24 protein-coding genes and 1 tRNA gene are annotated in these 25,433 nt (G+C 75.2%); 11 read left to right on the top strand and 14 right to left on the bottom strand.

All coding sequences use genetic code 11. From position 1 onward, the window contains the following. Window position 1: 1 nt before the first annotated feature. The 5 genes from INN71_RS03750 to INN71_RS03730 all read right to left on the bottom strand — a co-directional run bounded on the left by INN71_RS03750 (window position 2) and on the right by INN71_RS03730 (window position 6,926). Window positions 2-1,306 carry a hypothetical protein gene (locus INN71_RS03750; RefSeq protein ID WP_277500622.1) on the bottom strand — a complete coding sequence of 435 codons (1,305 nt, stop codon included), beginning with the start codon at window positions 1,304-1,306 and terminating at the stop codon, window positions 2-4. After that, a complete protein-coding gene (locus INN71_RS03745) occupies window positions 1,303-4,053 on the bottom strand; it encodes a hypothetical protein (protein ID WP_301799661.1) in 2,751 nt (916 codons plus the stop codon). The genes INN71_RS03750 and INN71_RS03745 overlap by 4 nt, the downstream gene beginning before the upstream one ends. A 223-nt stretch (window positions 4,054-4,276) precedes the next feature. Beyond that, a complete protein-coding gene (locus tag INN71_RS03740) occupies window positions 4,277-5,251 on the bottom strand; it encodes a ribose-phosphate diphosphokinase (protein WP_301799701.1) in 975 nt (324 codons plus the stop codon). A gap of 93 nt (window positions 5,252-5,344) precedes the next feature. Beyond that, entirely contained in the window at window positions 5,345-6,796 is a 1,452-nt protein-coding gene (glmU, locus tag INN71_RS03735) for a bifunctional UDP-N-acetylglucosamine diphosphorylase/glucosamine-1-phosphate N-acetyltransferase GlmU (RefSeq protein WP_277500619.1), read from the bottom strand. Window positions 6,797-6,847: 51 nt separating this feature from the next. After that, a tRNA-Gln gene (locus INN71_RS03730) sits at window positions 6,848-6,926 on the bottom strand. Window positions 6,927-7,057: 131 nt separating this feature from the next. On the opposite strand from INN71_RS03730, the gene INN71_RS03725 reads away from it, so the two are divergent. Both INN71_RS03725 and INN71_RS03720 read left to right on the top strand, forming a co-directional pair. After that, entirely contained in the window at window positions 7,058-8,236 is a 1,179-nt protein-coding gene (locus tag INN71_RS03725; RefSeq protein ID WP_277500618.1) for an ATP-dependent DNA ligase, read from the top strand. After that, window positions 8,233-8,769 carry a hypothetical protein gene (locus INN71_RS03720; RefSeq protein WP_277500617.1) on the top strand — a complete coding sequence of 179 codons (537 nt, stop codon included), beginning with the start codon at window positions 8,233-8,235 and terminating at the stop codon, window positions 8,767-8,769. Before INN71_RS03725 ends, INN71_RS03720 begins: the two co-directional genes overlap by 4 nt. A 33-nt stretch (window positions 8,770-8,802) precedes the next feature. On the opposite strand, the gene INN71_RS03715 is transcribed toward INN71_RS03720, so the two are convergent. Further along, window positions 8,803-9,885, bottom strand: coding sequence for a DNA polymerase domain-containing protein (locus INN71_RS03715; protein ID WP_277500616.1), 1,083 nt, complete (start codon window positions 9,883-9,885; stop codon window positions 8,803-8,805). 28 nt (window positions 9,886-9,913) lie between these two features. On the opposite strand from INN71_RS03715, the gene INN71_RS03710 reads away from it, so the two are divergent. Next, the gene (locus tag INN71_RS03710) at window positions 9,914-10,828 is read left to right on the top strand and encodes an adenylate/guanylate cyclase domain-containing protein (RefSeq protein ID WP_277500615.1); all 915 of its coding nucleotides are present in this window, start codon (window positions 9,914-9,916) and stop codon (window positions 10,826-10,828) included. Here the strand turns inward: INN71_RS03710 and INN71_RS03705 are convergent. Continuing rightward, window positions 10,801-11,910, bottom strand: a complete 1,110-nt coding sequence (locus INN71_RS03705; RefSeq protein WP_277500614.1) for a hypothetical protein — start codon at window positions 11,908-11,910, stop codon at window positions 10,801-10,803. The two genes, INN71_RS03710 and INN71_RS03705, sit on opposite strands and share 28 nt — an antisense overlap. Window positions 11,911-11,973: 63 nt before the next feature. Here INN71_RS03705 and msrB point away from each other — a divergent pair, with 63 nt between their 5' ends. Together msrB and INN71_RS03695 are read left to right on the top strand one after the other, a co-directional pair. Beyond that, window positions 11,974-12,378 carry a peptide-methionine (R)-S-oxide reductase MsrB gene (gene msrB, locus INN71_RS03700; protein ID WP_277500613.1) on the top strand — a complete coding sequence of 135 codons (405 nt, stop codon included), beginning with the start codon at window positions 11,974-11,976 and terminating at the stop codon, window positions 12,376-12,378. Between the two features lie 36 nt (window positions 12,379-12,414). Beyond that, entirely contained in the window at window positions 12,415-13,485 is a 1,071-nt protein-coding gene (locus tag INN71_RS03695) for an acyltransferase (RefSeq protein ID WP_277500612.1), read from the top strand. Here the strand turns inward: INN71_RS03695 and INN71_RS03690 are convergent. Together INN71_RS03690 and INN71_RS03685 are read right to left on the bottom strand one after the other, a co-directional pair. After that, entirely contained in the window at window positions 13,461-13,964 is a 504-nt protein-coding gene (locus tag INN71_RS03690; protein ID WP_277500611.1) for a rhodanese-like domain-containing protein, read from the bottom strand. The two genes, INN71_RS03695 and INN71_RS03690, sit on opposite strands and share 25 nt — an antisense overlap. After that, a complete protein-coding gene (locus INN71_RS03685) occupies window positions 13,961-14,461 on the bottom strand; it encodes a cysteine dioxygenase family protein (RefSeq protein ID WP_277500610.1) in 501 nt (166 codons plus the stop codon). Before INN71_RS03685 ends, INN71_RS03690 begins: the two co-directional genes overlap by 4 nt. Before the next feature lie 574 nt (window positions 14,462-15,035). On the opposite strand from INN71_RS03685, the gene INN71_RS03680 reads away from it, so the two are divergent. Further along, entirely contained in the window at window positions 15,036-16,541 is a 1,506-nt protein-coding gene (locus INN71_RS03680) for an HNH endonuclease signature motif containing protein (protein ID WP_277500609.1), read from the top strand. A gap of 239 nt (window positions 16,542-16,780) precedes the next feature. Here INN71_RS03680 and hemQ read toward each other — a convergent pair whose 3' ends face one another. Together hemQ and hemG are read right to left on the bottom strand one after the other, a co-directional pair. Next, the gene (gene hemQ / locus INN71_RS03675) at window positions 16,781-17,545 is read right to left on the bottom strand and encodes a hydrogen peroxide-dependent heme synthase (RefSeq protein WP_367619020.1); all 765 of its coding nucleotides are present in this window, start codon (window positions 17,543-17,545) and stop codon (window positions 16,781-16,783) included. Then, window positions 17,542-19,008, bottom strand: a complete 1,467-nt coding sequence (hemG, locus tag INN71_RS03670; RefSeq protein WP_301799659.1) for a protoporphyrinogen oxidase — start codon at window positions 19,006-19,008, stop codon at window positions 17,542-17,544. Before hemG ends, hemQ begins: the two co-directional genes overlap by 4 nt. Window positions 19,009-19,064: 56 nt before the next feature. Between hemG and INN71_RS03665 the strand changes: the two genes are divergently transcribed. Beyond that, window positions 19,065-20,075, top strand: a complete 1,011-nt coding sequence (locus tag INN71_RS03665; RefSeq protein ID WP_301799658.1) for a DUF4349 domain-containing protein — start codon at window positions 19,065-19,067, stop codon at window positions 20,073-20,075. 4 nt (window positions 20,076-20,079) lie between these two features. Here INN71_RS03665 and INN71_RS03660 read toward each other — a convergent pair whose 3' ends face one another. After that, on the bottom strand, window positions 20,080-20,772 hold the full coding sequence (locus INN71_RS03660) for a TetR/AcrR family transcriptional regulator (RefSeq protein ID WP_277500606.1): 693 nt from the start codon (window positions 20,770-20,772) through the stop codon (window positions 20,080-20,082). Window positions 20,773-20,896: 124 nt separating this feature from the next. Between INN71_RS03660 and INN71_RS03655 the strand changes: the two genes are divergently transcribed. Further along, entirely contained in the window at window positions 20,897-21,742 is an 846-nt protein-coding gene (locus INN71_RS03655) for a 3-hydroxybutyryl-CoA dehydrogenase (RefSeq protein WP_277500625.1), read from the top strand. 42 nt (window positions 21,743-21,784) lie between these two features. Then, window positions 21,785-22,951, top strand: coding sequence for an acyl-CoA dehydrogenase family protein (locus INN71_RS03650; protein WP_277500605.1), 1,167 nt, complete (start codon window positions 21,785-21,787; stop codon window positions 22,949-22,951). Window positions 22,952-22,979: 28 nt separating this feature from the next. On the opposite strand, the gene INN71_RS03645 is transcribed toward INN71_RS03650, so the two are convergent. Further along, window positions 22,980-23,258: a hypothetical protein gene (locus tag INN71_RS03645; RefSeq protein WP_277500604.1), complete on the bottom strand. Its 279-nt coding sequence runs from the start codon at window positions 23,256-23,258 to the stop codon at window positions 22,980-22,982. 42 nt (window positions 23,259-23,300) lie between these two features. Between INN71_RS03645 and INN71_RS03640 the strand changes: the two genes are divergently transcribed. Next, window positions 23,301-23,900, top strand: a complete 600-nt coding sequence (locus tag INN71_RS03640; protein ID WP_301799655.1) for a 4'-phosphopantetheinyl transferase superfamily protein — start codon at window positions 23,301-23,303, stop codon at window positions 23,898-23,900. A gap of 31 nt (window positions 23,901-23,931) precedes the next feature. Here the strand turns inward: INN71_RS03640 and mca are convergent, their stop codons facing one another. Next, window positions 23,932-24,819, bottom strand: coding sequence for a mycothiol conjugate amidase Mca (gene mca, locus INN71_RS03635; protein WP_301799654.1), 888 nt, complete (start codon window positions 24,817-24,819; stop codon window positions 23,932-23,934). Between the two features lie 41 nt (window positions 24,820-24,860). On the opposite strand from mca, the gene INN71_RS03630 reads away from it, so the two are divergent. Next, window positions 24,861-25,292, top strand: a complete 432-nt coding sequence (locus INN71_RS03630) for a DUF4307 domain-containing protein (RefSeq protein WP_301799651.1) — start codon at window positions 24,861-24,863, stop codon at window positions 25,290-25,292. Window positions 25,293-25,433: the final 141 nt, after the last annotated feature.

The following is a 25,433-nucleotide window of genomic DNA, read 5'->3' as shown; positions in this document are numbered from 1 at the left end:
CTCACCCGTCCACCGGCACGGCGAACCACGCCAGGCGGACCGCCGGGTCGACGGGCCGCGGCCGCACGCCGGGGTCCTGGGTCGTGCCCACGAGCACGTGGACGTCGGCGTCGTCGAGGGCCTCCGCGTCGTCGAAGACCAGCGGCGGGCCGGCCAGTCCCGAACCGCCGTCGAGGGCCAGGCCGTCGAGGGCGGCGACGACGTCGCCCGCCGCGGTGCTGCCCGCCTCCTCGGCGGCCCGCACCAGCGCGACGACCGCGTCGTGGCTGGCCAGGTCGGCGTCACCGGCCCGAGCGGCGAAGGGGCCGGTGCCGAGGAGGTCCTGCTGGTCGGGGTCGTCGGCAGCCTGGCGCAGCGCGGCGAAGTACGCCGCCGCGCGGTCCCCCTCCTCCCCCGCGGCCAGGGTCGTGGTGTCGCCCGCGTCGGGCCCCACCGTGCGGAGGTCCCCGTTGGTCGCGCCGCCGGCGTCCGTCAGCGCGGTCGTGAAGGCGGGGCGCAGCGCGTGCGGCGTGAGCACGAGCGGGAGGTCGTCGACGGCCTGGACGCCCGCGACGACCTCGCCCTGCGCCTGTGCGGGAGCGGCGACGACCACCGCGTCGGCCCCGTCCGCCACCGCCTGCTCGACGGCGTCGACGGCGGCGCCGGTGCCCGCCGTACCCAGCGTGACGGTGCGCGCCCCCGGCACCGTGGGCGTGCGGGCCCCGGCTCCGGCGACGACGAGCGGGGCGGTGCTGCCCGCCGACCGCAACGCGGCGGCCACGCCCGCGTCGACGGCCGACGCCGACGGTGCGGTCGACCAGGCGCCGGCCGACAGACCCGCGGCGTCCTCGGCGTACGGCAGCAGGACCGGTACGTCGAGCGCGGCCGCGTCGTCGAGCGCCGCCGCGAGGTGCGTCCCCGTCGTGGCTGCGACGACCCCCACGACCCCGGCCTCCGCGAGCTCCGCCACGGCCCGCCGGGCCTCGTCGGCGTCGCCCCGGTCGTCCGCGACGACGAGCTCCACGTCGGCCCCGCCGGCGTCGAGACGGCGCTCCGCGACGATCGCGCCGTGGGCCGGCAGGGCCAGGTCCGAGCCCTCGCCCGGCGCCCCGGCCGTGCTCACGAGCACCCCGACGCGCACCGGGCCGTCGAGGTCGGCGACGTCGAGCGCGACGGGGGCGGGGGCACGCCCCGGAGCGGCGTCGGGCCGCTCCTCCTCCCCCGCACCGTCGTCGGTGCAGGCCGTCAGGCCGAGGGCGCAGACGAGGGCCAGGCCCGCGAGCCCCGGGAGCCCGGGCACCGTGGCGCGGCGTGGCGGGCGCGTCACCCGGCACCGCCGAGGTGCAGCGCGTAGACGGTGAGGACGTCGGCGTCCGCGCCGGCGTCGGCGTCAGCGCGGCTCAGCTCCTCCTGCATCCGGGCGGCGAGCTCGGACTGCGCCCGCTGCCGGTTCGCGTCGCGCAGGTCGAGGCGGCGCAGGGCCGCGAAGGCGCTGGTCGTGCCGCCGGCCTCGACGAGGTTGCCGTTCTCCCGGTCGGCCTGCCGCGCGTTCGAGGCCAGGGCGCCGAGGATGCCGCTCCCCCGGCCCTCGCGGCTGCCCAGCGCCGCGACGGTGGCGCGCAGCCGCTCCGACAGGGCGGCGCTCGTGCCCGTCAGGGCGACCTGGTTGACGCCGATCTGGTCGGCCAGGGCGCCGCGCGCCCGGGCGAGGTCGCCGGTGAGGGTGGTCCGGCTGGAGCCGAGCGCCGCGGCGGCGGCCTCGTCGACGCCCTCGACCCGGTCGCTGCCCTCCGCGAACGCCCGGTCGCCGGCCGACTCGAGCTCGGCCTCGAAACCGCCGAGGAAGGTGCCCAGGTCGTCCGTCGCGCTCTGCTGGGCCCCGACCGCAGCGGCCATGCCGGCGCCGAGGTCGCCCCGGGCGGCGTCGAGGTACGTCGTCCGCGCGGCGCCGAAAGCCGCGCCCACGCGGTCGCCGAGGTCGGCGTTGCGGGCGGCGAGACCGTCCCAGGCGGCCGCGAGCACGTCGATCGCGGTGGGGGCGCCGGGCTCGGGGGCGGGGCAGGGCTGCGTGGTCGGGGGCACCTCACCGAGCTCGCGGGCCCGCGCGGCCGTGGTGCAGATGGCGTCGCCCAGCGCGGCGAGCTGGCCGGGCAGGGCCGTGGCCTGCTCGAGGGCGCCCACGACGTCCGTCGCGGTGTCCAGCAGCCCGCCGACGGAGGTGTTGAGGTCGGCGAGGGCGGCGGGCAGGGTGCCGCCCGCACCCACGAGCGCGGCCACCTCGTCCCACGCCGCGGCCACGCCGGTGAGCTGTGCGGTCACGTCGGGCTCCGCCCCCGTCGTCGCGCAGGCCGGCAGCGCGCCGAGCACGTCCTGGAGGAAGGCGACCAGGTCCGGGCTGGCGTCGGGCTCCGGGGCGCGGCAGGCCGTGCGCACGAGCTCGTCCAGCGCGGCCACGAGGCCGCCGTCGAGCAGCGCGGCCTGCGTGGTGGCGATCGTCCCGACCTCGTCGAGCCCGCGGGCCAGGTCGCCGGACGACTGCAGGAGGACCTGCAGCGCCGTCAGGTCGTCGACGAGCAGGCGGGCGGCGGCGAGCACGTCCTCGAGGGCCGCCGCCGTGGTGGCCGCGTCCGCCGTCGAGAGCGCGGCGAGCGCCGTACCCACCCGGGCGGTGGCGGTGCGCAGCCCGGCGATGCCGGCGACCACCCGGCCGGTCTCCTCCGCCGGGTTCACCTCGGCCGCGAGCGCCGCGCCCGCCGCGACCAGCTCGCCCGCGCCCCGGGCGACCTCGCCGCGGGCGATGCCCAGGACGCAGACCAGCGACCGCGAGGTGCCGCACGCGGCGGTGGCGTCCGGTGCGGTCGCCAGCGCCTCGAGCTCGGCGGCGGTGCCGACCGAGCGCTCGAGCGAGGCCGCGATGGCGGCGCGGCAGGCGCCGGTCGAGCCGGCGAAGGCCTCGAACTGCGACTCGACGCCGCGGAAGAGGCTCAGCAGGTCCGTGCCGCTCGGGGGGCGGGTGGCGACGGCGCAGCCCGTCCCGGCACCGGGGCCGGGCGCGGGGAGGGTCGCGCCCGCGGTGCCGAGCAGGACGCGGATGCTGCCGAGCGCCTCGACCAGCCCCCGCTCGCCCTGCTCGGCGGCACGGTCGATGGTGCGGTCCAGCGCCCCGGTGCCCCCGGAGTTCGACAGCGCCTCGAGGTCGGCGACCACGCCGGCGATGCGGGCGGGCACCTCCTCCTGGCCGGCGCCCAGCTCGGTGAGCGCCTGGCGACCGAAGCCGGTCGAGGTGGCCTGCAGGTTCGCGCGGATGGCGTCGAGGGAGGCGCCGGCATCGCGGAGCACCGTGTTGACGGCCTCGATCGTGGCGATGGTCTCGTCCTGCACCCGGCGGTTGCTGCCCGGCCCGTCCGCGAACGCGGAGCGCAGGAGACCGTCGAGCGAGGTGTCGGTGACGAGCCCGGGCTGGACGCTGAGGTCGAGGACCGGCGGCTCGAAGTCGTCGACGTCGAGGACGAGGCGGAACGTCGCCGTCGACGCGAGGCGGGGCGGGGCCAGCAGCGCGGCCCACTGCACCACCGGCGTGCCGTCGCTCGTGCGTCCCAGCACCCCGTTGGTGGCCGCCGGGTCGTCGGCCAGCGTCGAGGTGACGACCCGCGTCGCGCCGGGCAGCTCCGTGCCGGCGACGACCGTCAGCGGGCTGCCGACGAGCGCGTGCTCCTCGAACGCCTCGCCCCCGCTGTCGTAGCGGACGGGCACGGGCCGCACCGTGGTGTTCTGCACCGTCACGTCGACGGTGACGCGTCCGTCGTACCCGGCGAGGTCGGCGAGGTCGGTGCCCGCCCCGTCCTCGCTGCGCCACGAGGTGAGCACGCGCACCGGCAGCGTCGCGTCCGCCGGGTCGAGGGTCTCCTCGTCGGTGCTGAGGTCGCCGTCCGCGTCGCGCACGGTCGTCGTCGTCACGGCCGTCGTGGCACCGTCACCGCCGAGCCGCACGTCGACGACGCGCAGCACGCTCTCGGGCGCGGCGAGCGCCACCTGCGGCGCGGAGACCAGGCCGGCGGTCAGCGTCGCGAGCACGCCGAGCAGCGCCGTGCGACGGGCGTTACGGCGAGGGGTGCGACGGGCGGTACGACGGGGGGTGCGGCCGCCTGCCGGGGCGGTCGGTCGACCAGACGGTGACATGGGCGTTCCTCGAGGAGCGTCGGCTCCGGCGCGCGCCCGGGGCCGTTGGCAGGGTGACGGTCGAGGCAGCGTAGGCCGCCCCGACGACCCCGCGTCGGCTTTTCCCCGGATGCGTGGCTCAGGCGTGCCCGTCGAACATCGACGTCACGGAGCCGTCCTCGAAGACGGCCCGGATGGCGCGCGCCAGCAGCGGCGCGATGGACAGCACCGTCAGCTTGTCGAAGTGCTTGTCGGCGGCCAGCGGGAGCGTGTTCGTGAGGATGACCTCGGTGGCCGGGCTGTTCTTGAGCCGGTCCACGGCCGGGTCGGACAGGATGCCGTGGGTGGCGGCGATGATGACGCCCTTGGCGCCCTGCTCCAGGAGGGCCTCGGCGGCCTTCACGATCGTGCCGCCGGTGTCGATCATGTCGTCGACCAGCACGCACATGCGTCCCTCGACCTCGCCGACCACGCGGTTGGCGACGGTCTCGTTCGGCCGGTCGGTGCGCCGCGTCTTGTGGATGAACGTGAGCGGCACGCCCCCGAGACGGGCCGACCAGCGCTCGGCCACCTTGATGCGCCCCGCGTCGGGCGAGACGACTGCTAGGTCGGCGTCCGCGCCGTACTTGCCGCGGACGTAGTCGGCCAGGATGGGCAGCGCCATGAGGTGGTCGACGGGGCCGTCGAAGTAGCCCTGGATCTGGTCGGCGTGCAGGTCGACCGAGATGAGGCGGTCGGCGCCGGCCGTCTTGAACAGGTCGGCGACCAGACGGGCGGAGATGGGCTCGCGGCCGCGGTGCTTCTTGTCCTGGCGGCTGTAGCCGTAGAACGGCATGACCACCGTGATGCGCTTGGCCGAGGCGCGCTTGAGCGCGTCGACCATGATCAGGTGCTCCATGATCCACTCGTTGATCGGCGCCGTGTGGCTCTGGATCACGAAGGCGTCGCAGCCGCGCACCGACTCCTCGTAGCGCACGTACTTCTCCGAGTTGGCGAAGTCGTACATCGAGGAGGGCACGAGGCCGGTGCCGACGAGCTCGGCGACCTCCTCGGCGAGCTCGGGGTGCGCCCGTCCGCTGAAGACCATGAGGTTCTTCTCGGTGGTCAGCTTCATTCCGCTCACGCCGGATGCGCTCCTGTCGGGCTCGGGGGAGGCCGGGGTCGGTCGGCCCCGCCGATTCTCGCCTACCGCGGGGGTGGCGCCAACTCAGGGGTGGGGACGCTCCTCCGCGCCCGCCTCCCCGCCCGCCGCCTCGGCCGCCCGGGCCTGCGCCGTGCCCGGACGGCGCCGGGCCGCCCAGCCCTCGAGGTTGCGCTGCGGGCCGGCCGAGACGGCCAGGGCGCCGGGCGGGACGTCCTCGCGCACGACCGTGCCGGCGCCGGTGCCCGCGCCGTCGCCGATCGTGACGGGCGCCACGAAGGTGTTGTTCGACCCGGTGCGGGCGTGGCGGCCGATCGTCGTGCGGTGCTTCGCGACGCCGTCGTAGTTGGCGAAGACGGTGCCCGCGCCCACGTTGCTGCCCTCGCCGACCTCGGCGTCGCCGACGTACGACAGGTGGGGCACCTTCGCGCCGTCGGCCAGCACCGCGTTCTTGGTCTCGACGAACGTGCCGACCTTCGAGCCGGTGCCGGTGCGCGTGCCCGGGCGCAGGTAGGCGTAGGGGCCGACCTGGGCCCCGTCGCCGACGACGGCGAGCTGGCCGTGGGTGCGCACGACGCGGGCGCCGGCGCCGACCTCGCAGTCCTCCAGCGTGGTGTCGGGCCCGATGACGGCGTCCTCGGCGACCACCGTCGCCCCGAGCAGCTGCGTGCCCGGCAGGATCGTGACGTCGCGGGCGAGCACCACGTCGTCCTCGATCCAGGTGGTGTCGGGGTCCATGATCGTGACCCCCACCTCGGTCATCCAGTGCTCGAGGATGCGGCGGTTCATCTCCTTGCCCAGGCGCGCGAGCTGGGAGCGGTCGTTGGCGCCCTCGGTCTGCCGCACGTCCTCCAGGCAGTAGGCGCCGACGGTCAGGCCCGACTCGCGGGCCAGGCCCACCGCGTCGGTCAGGTAGTACTCGCCCTTGGCGTTGTCGTTGCCGATCCGGCCCAGGGCCTCGGTGAGGAACGCGCCGTCGAAGGCGAGGATGCCGGAGTTGATCTCGCGGATCTCGCGCTGGTCGGCGTCGGCGTCCTTCTGCTCGACGATGGCGAGGACGTCGCCGTCCTCGTCGCGCACGATCCGGCCGTAGCCGAACGGGTCGGCCACCTCGCCCGACAGGATGCTGACCGCGCGCTCGGCGGCCTCGTGGTCGGCGAGGAACGCGGCGAGGCTGTCGCCGCGCAGCAGGGGCGTGTCGGCCGTCAGCACGACGACGGTGCCGTCGACCTGGCCGCCGAGGGCCTCGACGGCCACGCGGACCGCGTGGCCGGTGCCCTCCTGGGTCTCTTGCACCGCCAGCACCGATCCCGGCGCCAGCTCGAGCACGTGCGCGCCCACCTGCTCGCGCTGGTGGCCCACGACCGTGACCACCCGGTCGGGGGCGACGGACTGCGCTGCCGCCAGGACGTGGCCCACCATGCTGCGCCCGCCCACGCGGTGGAGGACCTTCATGGTCTTCGACCTCATGCGCGTGCCGCCGCCGGCGGCCAGGACGATGACGGTGATCGCGCTCATGCGGCCCCACCCTAGTCGGGCCTCGGGGCGCGTGGCGCCCGCGGGGAGAGGCTCCCCGGGTAGGAGTCGAACCTACGTCGCTTGTCCTGATTCAAAGTCAGGCGGGCCCTGCCGGCAGACCAACCGGGGAATGCGCGCGCGTCGCCGGACGTCGCGGGCAGTGCCCCACCCTATGCGACCCGGTGCGACCCCGTGCGACCCTGTGCGACCCGGCGGCGCGCCCGCCCCGCGCTCGTGGCGCCGCATGGATAGGGTCGCCCCGTGGACCTGCCCGTGATGCCGCCCGTGCGGCCGATGCTGGCCAAGTCGGTCGCGCAGGTGCCGGACCCGGCCACCTGGGCCGGCCGCGGCGGGCTGTCGTTCGAGCCCAAGTGGGACGGCTTCCGCTGCCTGGTGTTCCGCGACGGCGACGAGGTCGAGCTGACGTCGCGCAACACCAAGCCCCTGACGCGCTACTTCCCCGAGGTCGTGGCCGCCGTCCTCGAGCAGCTGCCGGAGCGCTGCGTCCTCGACGGCGAGCTGTTCGTGTCCGCCCCCGGGGAGGACGGAGTGCCGCGCCTGCAGTTCGAGGTGCTGCAGGAGCGCATCCACCCGGCGGCCTCGCGGGTGCGGATGCTGTCCGAGACCGTCCCGGCCGGGTTCGTGGCCTTCGACCTCCTCGCGCTGGGCGACACGTCGTACGTCGACCGGCCGTTCGCCGAGCGCCGCGCGGCCCTCGCCGAGGCGCTGGCCCACCTCGCCGGCCGGGTGCACGACGACGGGCTGACCGGCTGCCACCTCGTGCGCACCACGACGGACGCCGCCGAGGCCGCCGCCTGGTTCGAGCAGTTCGAGGGCGCCGGGCTCGACGGGGTCGTCGCCAAGCCCCTCGACGCGCCGTACACGGAGAACGGCCGCACCATGCTGAAGATCAAGCACGCGCGCACCGCGGACGTGGTGGTCGCGGGCTACCGGGAGCACAAGACCTCGACCCCCGAGCGCCCCCTGCTCGGCTCGCTGCTGCTGGGCCTGCACGACGCGGACGGCACGCTGCAGCACGTGGGGGTCTCCGCCTCGTTCACCGCCGCCCGCCGCGCCGAGCTGATCGAGGAGCTGGCGCCGCTGGTCTGCCCGGTCGAGGAGCACCCCTGGGGCGCGTGGGAGGAGTGGGCCGTCGCGAACCCCGACCGCGTGCCCGGCACGCAGTCGCGCTGGAGCGCGGGCAAGGACCTGTCCTTCACCCCGCTGCGGCCCGAGCGGGTGCTCGAGGTCGGCTACGACCACATGGAGGGCCGCCGCTTCCGCCACACCGCGCAGTTCAAGCGGTGGCGGCCGGACCGCGACCCGTCGTCCTGCGGGTACGACCAGCTCGACGAGCCGGTCGGCTACGACCTCACCACCGTCCTGACCCCGTCCGACACCGCAGCCCCGACCGACCGCACCACCGAGGAGACGCCATGACCTACCACGTCGTCCTGCTCGTCGAGCAGCCCCTGACGGAGCTCGACGCCCGTCAGGTGACGTCGCTCCACCTCGAGCTGGGCGACGAGGTGGTGTACGACGTGCTCCTCCCCGTCGACGACGCCGCCGAGCGCGTCGCGACCGCGGTGGGCACGCTGGGCTCCGGCGACGTCGTGGGCTCCCCCAGCTACGCGCTGGCGAGCATCGACCTCGACGAGCTGCACGACCAGAGCGAGGTCGAGGCGCACGAGGGCCTCGCGCGCACGCTGGCGCTGCTGCGCGCCGACGGCGCCACCGCCCAGGGCGCCGTCGTCGACGACCACCCCATCGACGCGCTGCGCGCCACCGTCGCCGCCGTCGACGCGGCCGAGGTCATCGTGCTGACCAGCCCCCACGTGGTGGCGGAGTTCTTCGGCGTCGACTGGACCTCCCGGGCGCGGCGCCACCTCGACGTACCGGTGCTGCACCTGCTCGAGCAGGAGACGTTCGCCGAGCAGGCCGACGGCCACGGCGAGGGCATCACCGGCGTCTGAGGCCCGGCGGCCGCCGGGCCGGCGCCGGACGGGTCACTCCACCCGGTTGCCGGCCGCGTCCCAGTGGTCGGCGACCTTCTTGCTCGGCTGCACGCGCGGCGGCTCGCCGGGCATCTTGGGGTGGTCGGGCGGGTAGGGCAGCTCGACGGACCCCTGCTCGGCGAACATCGCGAGGAACGGCTCGATCGAGTGGGCCTCGTCGTCCATCCGCTCCCACGGGTCGCCGTCGGCGAGCCGCTCCGGCACGGTGAGCAGGTTGAGCGCGCGCGGGTCCTCCAGCGCGGCCAGCTCGTCCCAGGTCAGGGGCGTCGAGACGGGGGCACCGGGGCGGGCCCGCAGGGAGTACGCCGACGCGATCGTGCGGTCGCGGCAGTTCTGGTTGTAGTCGACGAAGATCCGCTCCCCGCGCTCCTCCTTCCACCACGCCGTCGTCACCTGGTCGTCGCGGCGCTCCAGCTCGCGGGCGAACCCGATGGCCGCGTGGCGCACGTCAGTGAACTCCCAGCGTGGCTCGATGCGCACGTAGACGTGCACCCCGCGGTTGCCCGAGGTCTTGCACCAGCCCGTGACGCCGTGCTCGGCGAGGAGCTCGCGGGCCACGCCGGCGACGCGCGCGGCGTCGCGGAACGTCGTACCGGGTTGCGGGTCGAGGTCGATGCGCAGCTCGTCGGGGCGGTCGACGTCGGCGCGGCGCACGGGCCAGGGGTGGAAGGTGATCGTGCCCATCTGCGCCGCCCACACGGCGACGGCCGGCTCGGTCACGCAGATCTCGCGGGCCGTGCGGCCCGAGGGGAAGGTGATCTCTACCGACTCCAGGTACGGCGGAGCCCCCGTCGGCACGCGCTTCTGGTAGAACGCGTCGGCCTTCTCGCCCGGCCGGCCGGTCGACAGCTCGATGCCCGGGAGCACGCCGCGGGGCCAGCGCTCCAGCGCGGTGGGCCGCTCGCGCAGGGCGCGCACGAGGCCGTCGGACACGTCCGCGACGTACTGCGCCACCTGCAGCTTCGTGATGTCCGGGGTGCGCTCGGTCGCGGGGTAGATGACGCGGTCGGGGCTCGAGACCCGCACCGCGCGGTCGCCCGCGATGACCTCGGCCGCCGCCGCCTTGCTCGCCATGGCCCCAACGTAGTGGCAGCATGCGCTCGTGCCGACCTGGTCGATCGTGCTGCTCGTCGTCGTCCAGGTGGCGACCGTCGCCCTCGCGACGACCTTCGGCGTCCTCTGGCTCACCGCACGCCGCCGCGCGGCCGACCTGGCCGCCGACCTCGCCGCCCTGCACGCCGCCGAGGGTCGGCCGGGGTCGCGGCGCCGGCTGCCCCGCCCCCGGGAGGCCGTGAAGGCGGTGTGGGAGACCGTCGAGCTGGTGCGCGACCGCGGCGTCGGCGGGGCCCTGCGCTCCTCGATCGAGGAGCTGGCGGGCTGGGCACAGGTCGAGCGGCCCGACCTCGTGCGGCTCGCGACGGGCGACGGGCGCGTGACGATCCTGTTCTCCGACATCGAGGGGTCGACGAGCCTCAACGACCGGCTGGGCGACCGCGCCTGGGTGCGGCTGCTGGCCCGCCACGACCGGGTCGTGCGCCGGGCGGTCGAGACCCACCACGGGCAGGTCGTGAAGACGCAGGGCGACGGGTTCATGGTGGCCTTCGGCCCAGCCGACGACGCCGTCGCGGCGGCGCTCGAGGTGCAGGCCCGGCTGGCGGGGTGGCGCCGCGAGCCCCGCGTGCGGGTGCGGATGGGCATCCACCGCGGCTCGGTGCTCCACCGCGGCAACGACCTCTTCGGCCTCCACGTGGCGTACGCCGCGCGCGTCGCGGCGCTCGCCGCGGGCGGCGAGGTGCTGGTGAGCGCGGCCGTCGCGGACGCGGTGACCGACCGCTCCCTGATCGACGTCGACGGGGCGCGCGAGGTCGAGCTGCGCGGCATCGAGGGGGTCCACGTCGTGCACCGCCTCCGGACTCCCGCGCCCGCGCCCGGTGGCGACGAGCCGGACGAGGTGGACGGGCCGGCGGACCCGGCCGCCCTCGAGGCGGGTCAGCCGGGCGGGCCCGCGCCGAGGTAGCGCTCGGCGAGCACGAGCAACACCACGTCGGGGCTCTCCCGGGCGACCAGCGCGCCGACGTCGGGGACGGGCCCGGTGCCCGCGATGCCGTGGGAGTGCTGCAGCGTGCGGGGGCTGGTGCGCACGATCGCCGGCGACACGAGGGTGAGCATCGAGTCGCGCAGCAGCAGCACCTCGGCGGTGCCGAGCGCGCCCGGGGTGCGCGTCTCGGCGGGCATGGCCCCGAGCGCCACGACCCCGCCCGCGCTCGCCGGCAGCGCCCCGTCGGGACCGGTCACCTCGGACGGCGGCTGCGGGCCGTCGAACACCGGCACGGTCCGCACCGGCGGCGCGTCGGGCACGCCGAGGTCCGCGAGCTCGTTGTTCGAGGGCACGGTGGCGACGTCGACCATCTCGGGCAGCGCGAGGCCCTCGACGCCCGCCGCCTCCAGGTCGGCGACCACGGCCGCCCACGCCAGCCACCCGCCGTACGGGGTCCAGTGGCTGTCGAGCGGGTCGTAGGTCGGGTACGGCGCGTCGCGCAGCACCGCGCGCACGTCGACGAGCGGCAGGTCGGGGTGGAGGCGGCGCAGCACCTGCGCCGAGGTCTCCCCCGACAGCTCCCGCGCCCAGGCGGGCAGCCGGTCGCGGTGCACGTCCCACTTCGCGGGGGCGACGACGGCGCGGAACACGGCGCCCCCGGCCTCGGCCCGCGCCTGCAGGTCGGTGAGGTAGGTCGCCCACTCCTGCGCCCCGGCCGCGTCGAGGCGCACCCGGCCGAGCGCCTGGGAGAGGTTCAGGTTGCGGTCGTCGCCGAAGAAGTGGAAGCCGTCCTCCCCCACGACGTACGACGTGCCCGCCGCCGCGACGGCCTCGGTGAACGCCGCCTCGGACGCGGCGCGGCGCTCCGGCCCCCACGGGTCGGCGGCGGCAGGGTCGTCGGCGGCCTCGGGCGGCGTACCGGGCGTGCCGGTCGTATTGGTTCTGTTGGTCGTGCTGCTCGCCGGGTCGTCCGCGGGACCCGCCTCGTCGGAGGTCCCGGAGCACCCCGCGAGGGCGAGGAGCAGCGCGGCACCCGCGACGGTACGGCGGCACTGGCGCACGGGCGTGTCCTCCCTGGGCGAACGAGCTGGGTCGATCGTAGGCCGGTCCGTATCGTTGACCCCATGGCCTACGACGTGGAGAAGACCGACGAGCAGTGGCGGTCCGAGCTGTCCCCCGCCGAGTACGCGGTGCTCCGCCAGGCCGGCACGGAGCGCGCGTTCACGGGTGAGTACACCGACACCGAGACGACCGGCGTCTACCGCTGCAAGGCGTGCTCGGCGAAGCTGTTCGAGTCCGACACCAAGTTCCACTCGGGCTGCGGCTGGCCGTCGTTCTACCAGCCGATCAGCGACACGATCGAGTACATCGAGGACAACTCCCACGGCATGAAGCGCGTCGAGGTCCGCTGCGCGTCGTGCGGCTCGCACCTGGGGCACGTGTTCCCCGACGGGTACGGCACGCCGACCGGCGACCGCTACTGCATCAACTCGATCTCGCTGACGCTCGAGCCGCGCCCGGAGGCCTGAGCGGGGACCCGCCCGCGACCCCGTAGGGTTCCGCGGGTGGATCACCGCACCAACAACCTCGACGGGCTGCGCCTCGTCGGCGCCCTCATGGTGCTCGTCGGGCACGGGTTCGTGCTCGTCGGGCGCGCCGAGGAGACGCCGAAGTTCGGCGGGTTCTCCCTCGAGACGCTCGGCGTCGTCATCTTCTTCTCGATCTCGGGCTACCTGATCGCAGCGAGCTGGGCGTCGAAGCGCGACCTGGTCGCCTACTTCGCCGCGCGGTGCCTGCGCATCTTCCCCGCCCTCGCGGTGCTCGTGGCGGTGACCGCGCTCGTGCTGGGACCGCTGGCCTCGTCGGTGGGCGCCCGCTCGTACTTCTCGGACCCGCTGACCTGGGACTACTTCCGCAACATCGCGCTCTACCACCAGAACGTGCTGCCCGGCGTGACAGACGACCTGCCCTACCCGGCGTCGATCAACGGGTCGCTGTGGACGCTGCCCATGGAGTTCGTCTGCTACCTGCTGGTGCCGCTGCTGGTGCTGCGCGACCACCGCTTCCGCCTCGCCGCCCTGCTCGTCGTGGTGCTCGGGCTGTGCTGGGTCGCCTACCAGCCCAACGGCACCTTCGACCGCGTGTGGGGCTTCGCGCCGGAGCAGTTCGCCCGGTTCGCCGTGCTGTTCATGGCGGGCTCGCTCATCCGCCTCGCGGTCGAGCGGTGGGGCCGGGGCTTCCTGCGCGCCGACGTCGCCGTCGCGCTGCTCGCGGCGCACGTGCTGGTGCAGCAGGTGCGTCCGGACCAGCTGCACTGGTACGCCTGGCTGACGTTGCCCTACGTCGTGCTCGTCGTCGGGATGGGCAGCACGCCGTACTTCCGGCGCGCCGCCCGCTTCGGCGACCTGTCCTACGGGATGTACCTGTGGGCGTTCCCCGTGCAGCAGCTCTTCGTGCTGTGGTTCGGCACGACGCGGCTCGCGGTGAACTTCGTCGTCGTTGCCCTCGTGACCGCGGCGCTCGCCTACGTCTCGTGGCACGTCGTCGAGAAGCCGAGCCTGGCGGTCAAGGACAAGATCCTCGCCCGCCGGGCCCAGCGCTCGATCAGCCGTCAGGAGACGGTCGGCATCCCCTGACCCCGCCAGGCCGCGAAGCCGCCGACCACGTCGGTGGCGTCGTGGAGGCCCAGGCGCTGCAGCGACTCGGCCGCCAGCGACGAGGTCGTGCCGTGGGCGTCCAGCACCACCACCGCGAGGTCGTAGTCCGCCTCCGGCAGGCGCTGCGGGCTGCGCGGGTCGAGCAGCCACTCCAGGTCGACCCGCTCGACGACGACCGGACGCAGGCGCGGGTCGACCTCGCCCTGCTCGCGGCGGGTCCGCTCGGGACGGATGTCGACGATCAGCGCCCGGCGCCACAGCACGGACTGGTACGCCGCCCGCGGGCTCAGGCGGTGCAGCCGGGCCCGCGCCTCCGCCAGCATGTCGTCGACACCGTCGAACCAGACCTCCTCGAAGCGGGGGCCGGCCGGCGCCGCCGGCGTGCGGGGCGTGGTGGTGCGGGTGGTCGCGGAGGTCGCGGCAGTCGCGTACCAGGTCTCGATGGCCGGGGCGCTCACAGCTGCACCCCCGCCTGCTCGACGCCGACCACGGACAGGCGCCCGCCGCGCTCCTCGTAGCGCGTCATCGCGGTCAGCTTCGGCGCGTACGCGTGGACCGACAGTGCCGTCGTACCCGTCTCGTTGCGCACCGTGTGCACGTGACCGCCGGCGTACGCGCGGGCCTCGCCGCGCCCGACGTGCCAGGCCGAGGGGGTGCCGAGCTCCCACGTGTGCTCGGTCAGCCGACCCCGCAGGGTGGCGTAGGCGCCGCGCGAGCCGGCGTGGTCGTGCCAGCCCGTCGAGAACCCGGGTGGCCACGTCAGCAGCCACACCTGCAGCTCGGGCGTCGCGTGCAGCTCGAGCGACTGCCGGTCGGGGTGGGTGAGGTCGACCAGCTCGTGGAGGTCGGGGTCCGCGGCGATCTCGCGGAGCGTCTGGAGGAGGGGCAGCACCGCGAGCCCGGCCGGGGTCTCGCGGGCCGGTCCGTCGGTACGGCGGATGTTCTGCAGCGTCATGGTGGCGTCCTGGGGTGTCGCCCGGTGGTCCGGGCCTCGGTCGTGCCGGGTGCTCAGCCGCGCGCTGGCGCGGCGACGGCCCGCGGTGCGGGCGTGGTGGTCGGTCTCAGAGCGAGCAGCGACGGCAGCGACACAGGGCGCTGGCGGTCAGGCGGAGGTCGACGTGCAGACGCCAGACGGCGTCGTGCGTCGCGACCGCGAGACCGTGGGAGGACATGGGTCATTCGTAGCAGAGGCGCCCCGACGCGGTCGCCCGCGTGGTCACATGGTGGACGGTACGGCGCGGGTCCGCCGCGCCCGGTCGGTGGTTGAGGTGGGCGCGTCAGCGGTGGTCGAGGTGGGCGCGCCAGCGCTGGTCGAGGTGGGCGCGCCAGCGGCCCTCGAAACCACGCCCGCACGAGGTCGGCGGTCTGCGCTCCGGTGGTTGAGGTGGGCGCGCCAGCGCCCCTCGAAACCACGCCCGGGCAGACACAGCGAGGTCGGCCGGGACCCGGCGAGAAAGACTCAGAACTTCTTTCCCCAACCCCCGTTCGCGGACCCGGAACTGTCGGTGGCCACCCCTAGCGTTGTCCGTATGAACCACCCGAGCACCGCAGTCGTCGAGGCCCCACCCGCCATCGACACGCCGGCGCTGCTCGCTACCGCCCGAGCCGCTGCAGCGACCCAGCGTGCGGCGGAGGTAGCGGCGTTCGTCGCGGTCGCCGACTGGGCCGACGCCCACACCGACGGCAAGGCCGGCGCCGTCGTGGGCGACCCCATCGGTCCCCTCGGGCTCTGGCACGACGACCCCAGCTCAGTGCCGGGCGGTGACCGGTTCCTCGAGCTCGGCGGACCCGGCGCACCCCTGGTCTCCGAGTTCTGCCTGTACGAGATCTCCGCGGCGCTCGGCCGCTCCGTCGCGTCCGGCCGGCCGTTGGTCGGTGACGCGATCGAGCTGCGTCACCGCCTCCCGCGGCTGTGGGCCCGGGTCCACGCCGGCGCCGACCCGGCCACGCAGAAGCAGGCACTGCCGGTGTGGCGGGCACGGAAGATCGCGGCCCTGACCCGCACGCTGACCGCCGAGGCGGCTGACTTCGTGGACCGGAACCTCGCCCCCGTCGCCCATCGCGCCACCATGCCGACCGTCGAGCGCCTCGTCGCCGAAGCGGTGGTGCGGTTCGACCCCGAGAACGCCGAGCTCGACCGGGCGGATGCGGACGCCGGCCGTTACTTCACGGTCGAGACCTCTCCCGTCGACGCGGCGTCGCCGTGGACCGGTGTGGTGCCCGTCCACGGCACCCTCGACCTCGCCGACGCCCTCGACCTGAACAACGCCGTCCAACGAGTGGCTGCCGACCTCGCCGCCGCCGGTTGCGACGCGGACCTCGACGTACGCCGCTCCATGGCCCTCGGCGAGCTCGCACGACGCCAGACCGCACTCGACCTCTACGGTGCGGAGGCAGACGCTGGGCAGGCGGCCGGCTCGACCCGGGCACCCGCCCGTCAGGTCGTGCTCTACGTCCACCTCTCCGACGCCGCCATCGCCTCACACCGACCCGGTGACGGACCCGGCATCGACGCCGCGACCGGGACCACGGGCATCGACCTCGCCCGCCTCGAGAACACCGGCAGCCTCGTCACGGCCGACCAGGTCCGCGACTGGTGCCGCACGCCCGGCACGAAAGTGGTCTTGAAGCCGGTGATCGACCTCAGCGGGCATGTGGCGGTCGACGCGTACGAGGTCCCCGACCGGATCGCCGAACGAGTGCGCCTCGACCGGCCCACCTGCGCCTTCCCTTACTGCGGCAGAGCTGCACGAGGGCTCGACCTCGACCACACCGAGCCCTACCGGTGGGAAGCAGCACCCGGCGCCGGCCAGACATCCACGACTAATCTCGCGCCGCTCTGCCGAGGCGAGCACAGGGCCAAGACCCATCCGTCGCTGTCAGGGGCGAGCCCACCGGACTTCAGTCCGACCAGCGCAGATCCGCCCGATCGCCGATGGCATTACCACCGCGACCCCCTCGGCACCTACCTCTGGACCAGCCCGCACGGGCTTCGATACGCCGTCGACTCGACCGGCACCACACCTCTGAACTAACCCGCTAGCGCCGACCCCGCCACCCCAGCAGGACCTGGCGGGGCCACCGGCATGTCCAGGTGTGGTTTCGAGGGCCGCCGGGGCGGCCACCTCAACCACCGGCGGCTAGCGCGGCCACCTCGACCACCGCTCGACCCGCGATCGCAGGTTGCGTGGGGCCAGCGCCAGACATTCCGTGGCGCTGGCACCACGAACGCCGGGCGCGGGTCCCGCGCGCCCGCGCGCCCGGCGCCCCGGGCTCAGGGCAGGCGCTCGACGAGCTCCCGCACGGGGGTCAGCGCACCGGTGTAGAACGGCGTCTCCTCGCGCACGTGGCGGCGGGCGCCGGAGGCGCGCAGCTCGCGCATGAGGTCGACGATGCGGCCGAGGTCGTCGGCCTCGAACGCCAGCATCCACTCGTAGTCGCCCAGCGCGAACGAGCTGACGGTGTTGGCGCGCACGTCGGGGTAGGGGCGCGCCATCTTGCCGTGCTCGACGAGCAGCGCGCGCCGCTCCTCGTCGGGCAGGAGGTACCACTCGTAGGACCGCACGAACGGGTAGACGCACACGTGCGCCTTGACCGTCTCGTCGGCGAGGAACGCGGGCACGTGGCTGCGGTTGAACTCCGCCGGCCGGTGCAGCGCCATCTGCGACCACACGGGCGCGAGGCGTCGCCCGAAGGCGGTGCTGCGGAAGCGGTTGTACGCGGCCTGCAGGGCCACCGAGTCCTCCGCGTGCCACCAGACCATGAGGTCGGCGTCGGCGCGCAGCCCGGACACGTCGTACACGCCGCGGACGACGACGCCGTCCTTCGCGAGCGCGTCGAAGAGGCGCTCGACCTCCTTCGCCTCCTTGCTGCGCTTCGCGTCGGAGCCCAGCAGGTGCTCGAGGCGGAACACGGACCACATGGTGTAGCGCACCGTGTCGTTGATCTCGCGCAGCTTGGCCGCGTTGGTCTTCAGGTGCTCCTGCGGGTCGTTCCCGGTGGTGCTCGTGGTGCCCGTCGTCTCCGTCTCGGCGCTCATGGGCCCCATTCTGCTCCGCCGCTGCGCGCGCCCGACCGCGGGTCGGGCTCGGGAGCGGACCGGGGCGCGGCGACGGCGCCGAGGTCGAGCGCCGCCACGGCCGCGTGCGCCGACGCCACGACGGCGGGGATGCCGACGCCGTCGTACGTCGCACCCGCGACCGCCAGGCCGGGGACGGCGGCGACGGCGGCGCGCACCCGCCGTACCCGGTCGAGGTGGCCGAGACCGTACTGCGGCAGGCCGTCCGGCCAGCGCTGCACGTGGCGGGCGACCGGCGCCGCGCTGACGCCCAGGGCGGCCTCGAGCTCGGCGAGCGAGTCGGCCACGAGGTCGGCGTCGGGCCGGGCGGCCTCGTCGTCGCCGGCCCGGCCCACCGAGGTGCGCAGGAACCGGAGGTCCTCGCCCGCGGGCCCGGCGCCGCGTCCGGCGTCCGCGACCCAGGCCCACTTGTCGGAGGAGAAGGTGGAGGCCTTGATGCGCCGCCCCTCCACGGGCGGCACGAGGAAGCCCGACGCGTCGAGCGGCGGCAGGTCGGCCGCGCGGAACGCGAAGGTGAGCACCGCGACGGACGCCGTCGCTACGGCCTCGAGATCGGTGGCCGCCCGCGGCGCCACGTCGCGCAGCAGCACCGCGGCGACGGGCGCGGGCACGGCGAGCACGACGGCGTCGGCCTCCACGTCCTCCTCGTCGAGCAGCACGGTGGGGGCGCGCCCGGTCGTCCCCTCCGGCTCGGTACGGCGGAGCCCGCGCACGGGGGTCCCCTCCCGGACCACTCCCCCGGCGTCCCGCACCGCCGCGGCGAGCGCGAGGGGCAGGCGTCCCATCCCGCCGGTGATGCCGGCGAAGACGGGCGCGTCGTACGTCGTGGGCAGCCCGGCGGCCTGCTCGAGCAGCGAGCCACGGCCGGCCAGCGCGACCAGCTGGGGCACGGCGGCGCGGGCGGAGATGCGGCGCGCGTCGCCGGCGTACACCCCGCCGAGGAGCGGCTCGACGAGCCGGTCGGTGACCTCGGGCCCCAGCCGGCGGTCGACGAGGTCGCCGACGGTGATGTCCTCCCCCGTCTCGACCGCCTCCGCGGGCAGGTCGACCTCGGCGCGCACCCGCGCCAGCCCCTCGTCCGACAGCACCCCCGACGCCTCCAGACCCGGGAGGTCGAGCGGCACGCCCATGAGGCTGCGGGGCAGGGGGCGCAGGGCGCCGCTGGTCCAGACGCGCGACGACACCAGCGCCGGGTGCGTCACGGGCAGGCCGAGCGCGCCCGCGAGCGCCACGCCCTCGGGCCGGCGGTTGAGCATCGCCTCGGCGCCGACGTCGACGGACACCCCGGCGACCCGGGCCGTGCGCAGCTTGCCGCCGACCACGTCGTCCGCCTCGAGCACCGTCACCGCGTGCCCCGACCGCGCGAGCGACCACGCCGCCACGAGCCCGGCGACCCCGGCTCCCACCACCACGACCCGCGCCATGCGCCCACCCTGCCACGGGGACGGAACCGATCGGGGCGTCGCGCCGTCGGACCGCCATGAACCGACTCCTGCTCCTCCGGGCCACCACGCTGGCCCTCGTCACGACCCTCGCCCTCGCCGCGTGCGGCGCCGGCAACGAGAGCGCCGAGAGCTCCGGCAGCTCCGGCATCCCCCAGGAGGCCTCCGCCCCCGGGCCGGCCGCCCCGGAGGACGCCCCCGCCGGCGCCGACCTGGACGTGCTCGCGCCCGAGGCCGCCACCGAGCAGGACGCCACGGCGGGAGACGCCGCCACCGACCGCTCGTCGGGGTCGTCGGGGTCGTCGGGGTCGTCGGGCGGGGCGGCCCCGGCCGCCGCCGCGGCCCAGCCGCCCGCGATCATCGCGACGGGCACCGTCGAGCTGCTCGCCGAGGACGTCGGTGAGACGCGCCGGGCGGTCCAGCGCCTGGCCGACGAGGTCGGCGGCCGCCTCTCGAGCGAGGAGACGACGGCCGACGACGACGGCACGACCGTCGCGAGCCGCCTCGTGCTGCGGGTGCCGAGCGCCACCTTCGACGCGACGATGACCGCGGTCGAGGACCTCGCGCCCACGTCCTCCAGCAGCCGGGGCCTGGAGGACGTCACCACCCAGGTGGTGGACACCGAGGCCCGCGTGCGGGCGCAGCGCGAGAGCCTGGCGCGCGTCGAGGCGCTGCTCGCCGAGGCCGACGACCTCGGCGAGGTCGTCAGCATCGAGGGCGAGCTCACCCGCCGGCAGGCCGACCTCGACAGCCTGGCCTCCCAGCTCGCCTACCTGCAGGACGCCACCAGCTGGTCGACCATCACCGTCCAGGTGCAGCGCCCGGCCGACGACACCGACGGCGCCGACGACACCGACGAGGCGACGGGCGGCTTCGTCGGCGGCCTGCGCGACGGCTGGGCCGCGCTGGCCGAGTTCGGCAGCGGCGTCGCGACGGTCGCGGGCGTCCTGCTGCCGTGGGCGGTGCTCGCCCTGCTCGTCGGTACGCCGCTGCTGCTGCTCCTGCGGCGCCTCGCCCGCCGATCGCGGGGCGGGGTCGCGGCGGCCTGAGGCCTCAGCCGCGGGGCGCCTGCTCGCGCAGCGCCTGCTCGACGGCCGCGGCGACGGCGGAGGGGTCGTCGTACCCGGGGACGACGACGACCGTGGCGCCCGAGCGACCGTCGCGCTCGCCGCGGTCGGCGAACAGGTCGAGGACCTGCGCGATCGCGGCGTCGAAGTCGGCGTGCGCGTCCTCGCTCTGGCCCCGCAGCCAGCGACGCAGGACGACGTTGTGAGCGGTGACGATGCTGCCGGCCATCAGCTCGGCCCGCAGCTCGTCGTCCATCCAGGTGCGGATGTACTCGCGGAAGACCCGCAGGTACTGCTGCATCCCGGCGATCTCGCGCTCCCGCAGGCTCGGCACGCTGCGCGTCAGCTCGTAGCGGCGCCGCGCCAGCTCGCCCTCGGCGAGGTAGTGGCGCAGCACGAGCCGGGTGGCCTCGGAGACGGCGAGCAGGCTGTGGCGCGACGAGGCGGCGTCGAGACGGGCCTGCACCTGCTCGAGCAGCTCGTCGTGGTGCGGGAAGATCACGTCCTCCTTCGAGCGGAACGCCCGGAAGAAGGTCGTGCGCCCGACACCGGCGCGCTCGGCGATCGCGTCGACCGTCGTGCCGTCGTACCCCTGCTCGTCGAAGAGCGCGAAGGCCGCCTGCTGGAGGCGCTCGCGGACGGTCGTGGGCGCGGACGGGCGCCCCGCGGGGGTGGGCATGGTGGACCATCCTAGGCATCGCGTCTCGGTACGACGGATCGGCGGCTCAGCGGGGCAGCACGCCGTTCCGCGCTACGGTACTGGGTACCGAACGAGGGAGGACACCGTGGGGAACGGGGAGCACATCGAGCGCGTCGGCGTCGTCGGCTGCGGCCTGATGGGGGCCGGCATCGCCGAGGTGGCGGCACGGTCCGGGTACGACGTCGTGGTCGTCGAGTCGAGCACCGAGCGCGCCGACGCGGGCCGGGGGCGCCTCGAGGCGTCGCTGCGCCGCGCCGAGACCAAGGGCAAGATCGAGTCGGCCGACGCCGTGCTCGCCCGCATCCGCGTGGTCACCGAGATCGAGGAGCTCGCCGACCGCGACCTGGTCGTCGAGGCGATCGTCGAGGACGAGGCCGCCAAGACCGCGCTGTTCCGCGAGCTCGACCGGGTGGTCACCTCCCCCGACGCGATCCTGGCCTCCAACACCTCGTCGATCCCGATCATGAAGCTGGCGGTCGTCACGAGCCGGCCCAGCCACGTGCTCGGCATCCACTTCTTCAACCCCGTGCCGGTGCTCAAGCTCGTCGAGCTGGTGCCCAGCCTCATGACCGACGCGGAGACCACCGCCCGGGCGCGCACGTTCGCCGAGTCGATGGGCAAGGAGCCGATCGACTGCCAGGACCGCGCCGGCTTCGTCGTCAACGCGCTCCTCATCCCGTTCATCCTCTCGGCCATCCGGATGTTCGAGTCCGGCTTCGCGACCGCGGAGGACATCGACCGCGGCCTCGTGCTCGGCGCCGCGCACCCGCAGGGCCCCCTCGCGCTCGCCGACCTCATCGGCCTCGACACCACCAAGGCCGTCGCGGAGTCGCTCTACGAGGAGTTCAAGGAGCAGCTCTACGCCCCGCCGCCGCTGCTCGCCCGCATGGTCGAGGCCGGCCTGCTCGGCCGCAAGACCGGCCGCGGCTTCTACACCTACTCCTCCTGACCCTCCCGCACCCACCACCCGCACCCCCGACAGGAAGCACCCATGGGCACGTCCACCGACTTCGACCTGTTCCGCACCAGCGACGACCACGAGGAGCTGCGCGCCGCGGTCCGCGACGTCGTCGACGCGAAGATCGCGCCCCACGCGGCAGCCGTCGACGCCGAGGCCCGCTACCCCCAGGAGGCGCACGACGCCCTCGTGGCCTCCGACTTCCACGCGCCCCACGTGCCCGAGGAGTACGACGGGGTCGGCGCGGACGCGCTCGCCACGTGCATCGTCATCGAGGAGGTCGCGCGCGCCTGCGTCTCGTCCTCGCTCATCCCCGCCGTCAACAAGCTGGGCTCCCTCCCGGTGCAGCTCGGCGGCTCCGAGGAGCTGAAGCAGAAGTACCTGGCACCGCTGGCGCGCGGCGAGGGCAACTTCTCCTACGGCCTCTCCGAGCGCGACGCCGGCTCCGACACCGCCTCGATGCGCACGCGCGCGGTGCGCGACGGCGACGACTGGGTGCTCGACGGGCAGAAGTCGTGGATCACCAACGCTGGCGTCTCGGAGTTCTACACCGTGCTCGCGGTGACCGACCCCGACGCCCCGCGGGGCAAGGGCATCAGCGCGTTCGTCGTCGAGAAGTCCGACCCGGGCTTCACGTTCGGCGCCAAGGAGAACAAGCTCGGCATCAAGGGCTCCCCCACCCGCGAGCTGCTCCTCGACCGGGTCCGCATCCCCGGCGACCGCATCATCGGCGAGCCCGGCACGGGCCTGCAGCTCGCGCTGCGCACCCTCGACCACACCCGCGTCACCATCGGCGCCCAGGCCGTCGGCGTCGCCCAGGGCGCGCTCGACTTCGCGCTCGGCTACGTCAAGGAGCGCCAGCAGTTCGGCAAGCGCATCGCCGACTTCCAGGGCATCCAGTTCATGCTCGCCGACATGGGCATGCAGGTGGAGGCCGCGCGCCAGATGGTCTACGTCGCCGCCGCGAAGTCGGAGCGCGACGACGCCGACCTGTCGTTCTTCGGCGCGGCCGCCAAGTGCTTCGCCTCCGACGTGGCGATGAAGGTGACGACCGACGCCGTGCAGCTGCTCGGCGGCTACGGCTACACCACCGACTTCCCCGTCGAGCGGATGATGCGCGACGCCAAGATCACCCAGATCTACGAGGGCACCAACCAGGTGCAGCGCGTCGTCATGGCGCGGCAGCTGCTCAAGGGCTGAGCGTCGGGACCCGGGCGGGCCCGGCGCGTCACTGCGCCGGGTCGGCCTCGCCCCGGGCGGCGCGCTCGGCGTCGAGCTCCGCGTCGAGGGCCTCCTCGTCCTGGTTGCGACGGACCTTGCGCACGTGACGGCTCATGCTGACGAGCAGCAGCACCACGGCGACGATGAGGCCGGCCAGCACCGCGGCCCCCGTCCAGCCCGCCTTGACGTCCTCCGGCTTCGGCGTCTCGGCCGCCTGCAGGATCGGCGCGACGACGCCGGGGAGGTGCGACGCGAGGAGGACGAGGTCGGTCAGGAGCGGAGCCACCTGCCCATGATGCCCCAGGGGGCCGCACGGCAGACTGCGCGGGTGGACCTCGGCGCCCTGCTCCCCGCGCTGCCCGGCCTGCGCGGGACGGTCGTCGTCGCCCGCGCCCCCGACGGTGCCGGCGCCGACGCGGCGCGACCGCACGAGCGGGACCGGGCCCTCGCCCACGCCCTGGCCCGCCGCCTCGTCGCGGAGACCACGGGCCGGCCCGCCCCTCCCCTGGCCCACCACTGCCCCACGTGCGGGTCGACCGACCACGGCCGCCCGTCGGTGCCCGGCGAGCCCGAGCTGCACGTGAGCCTCGCCCACGCGGGCGGGTGGGTGGCCGCGGTGGTCGCCGACGCGCCCTGCGGGGTCGACGTCGAGCCGGTGCGGCCCCTCGACGTACCCCCGGTGGCGCTGACCCCGGGCGAGCAGGCGGCCCTGACCGCCGCCGACCCCTCCGGCCGCTCAGCCCTCTTCCTCGCCTGGTGGACCCGCAAGGAGGCAGCCGCCAAGGCGGGCCTGCTGCACATCGACGACTTCGCCACGTACGACGCCCGCACCCCCCGCGCGCACGTCGCGGACGTGCCCGTCGTACTGACCGGGGCACTGGCCGGGGCACCCGGCGCGGCCGTGGCCGCGGTGGCGCTCAGGCGCTGACGGTCAGGCGCTGACGGTCAGGCGCCGACGGTCAGGCGCTGGCGGCGCCGTCCCGCAGACCGGCGAAGAGGTCGTCCTCCGGCGTCGTCGTGGGCACGTGGGAGGTGACGAGCTCGTAGTCCTCCGTCGGCCAGACCTCCTGGGCCAGGTCGAGCGGCACGGCGAACCACGCGCCGTCGGGGTCGATCTGGGTGGCGTGGGCCAGCAGCGCCTGGTCGCGGACCCCGAAGTACTCCCCGCACGGCACGCGCGTCGTGATGCGCGCGTCCCAGTCGGGCTCGGGCTTCCAGTCGGCCAGCCGCTCGGCGTACGGCGACTCCAGCCCCCGCGCGAGCATCGCGTCGTGCAGCGCCTGGGTGCGGGGGCGGTTGAACGTGTGGTGGTAGTAGAGCTTCGCCGGCTGCCACGGCTCGCCCGCGTCGGGGAAGCGCTCGGGGTCGCCCGCCGCCTCGAAGGCGGCGACGGAGACCTCGTGGCAGCGCACGTGGTCGGGGTGCGGGTAGCCGCCCCGCTCGTCGTACGTCGTGACCACGTGCGGGCGCACGGTGCGCAGGATCCGCACGAGGCGCTCGACGGCCTCCTCGAGCGGCGCCAGCCCGAAGCAGCCCTCGGGGAGCGGGGGCTTCGGGTCGCCCTCGGGCCAGCCGGAGTCGACGAAGCCGAGCCAGTGCTGGGTGATGCCGAGGATCTCGCGGGCGGCGTCCATCTCCGCGCGCCGGATCTCCGACATGTTCTCCCAGACGTCGGGGCGGTCCATGCGCGGGTTGAGCACGGACCCGCGCTCGCCGCCCGTGCAGGTCACGACGTGCACCTCCGCGCCCTCCGCGACGTACCGGGCCGTCGACGCGGCCCCCTTGCTCGACTCGTCGTCGGGGTGGGCGTGCACGTGCAGGAGGCGCAGGCCGGAGCTGTCGGGCATGCGGAGAATCCTAGGCGGGCCCCCGATGTCACCATGGAGGGGTGACCGCCTCGTCCCGCACCGCCGCCCCCGACCTCGCGAGCCGCTACGGCCGGCCCCGTCCGTGGGCCACCCGCGTGCTGGTCGCGGTGTGCGTCGTCGGCGGTCTCGTCGGGGGCAGCTGGCTGGTCTACCTCGCGTGGTTCCACGGCACGCCGTCGGTCTCCTCGCAGCTCGTGAGCTGGGAGGTCGTCGACGACGACACCGTGCGGGTGACCTTCGACGTCGCCCTCGACGGCGACGAGGTCGCGACCTGCCGGGCGCGGGCCCTGTCCGCCGACCACAACGCGGTGGGCGACCTCGTCGTGCGCGTGCCCACCGACGCCGGCGGCGCGGACGGCGGCGTGGTGGAGCGGGAGTTCCGCACCCTGCGCCGCGCCACCTCCGTCGAGCTCGTCGGGTGCACGACCGACTCGCAGCAGCGCCCCTCCTGAGGGATCCTCGCGGCGCACGCGACTGGCGCTTCGCTGCCGCCTGGCTACACTGGAAGTTCTGATCTGCCCCGCCGCGGACGACGACGTGTCGACCGGACCCGGCGGGGCTTCGCACACCGAGCATCGGCCGGGATGGCGTCA

It is taken from the genome of Nocardioides sp. ChNu-153 (assembly GCF_030466625.1).
Taxonomy (GTDB): domain Bacteria; phylum Actinomycetota; class Actinomycetes; order Propionibacteriales; family Nocardioidaceae; genus Nocardioides.
This window is presented reverse-complemented; position numbering and strand designations above follow the sequence as displayed.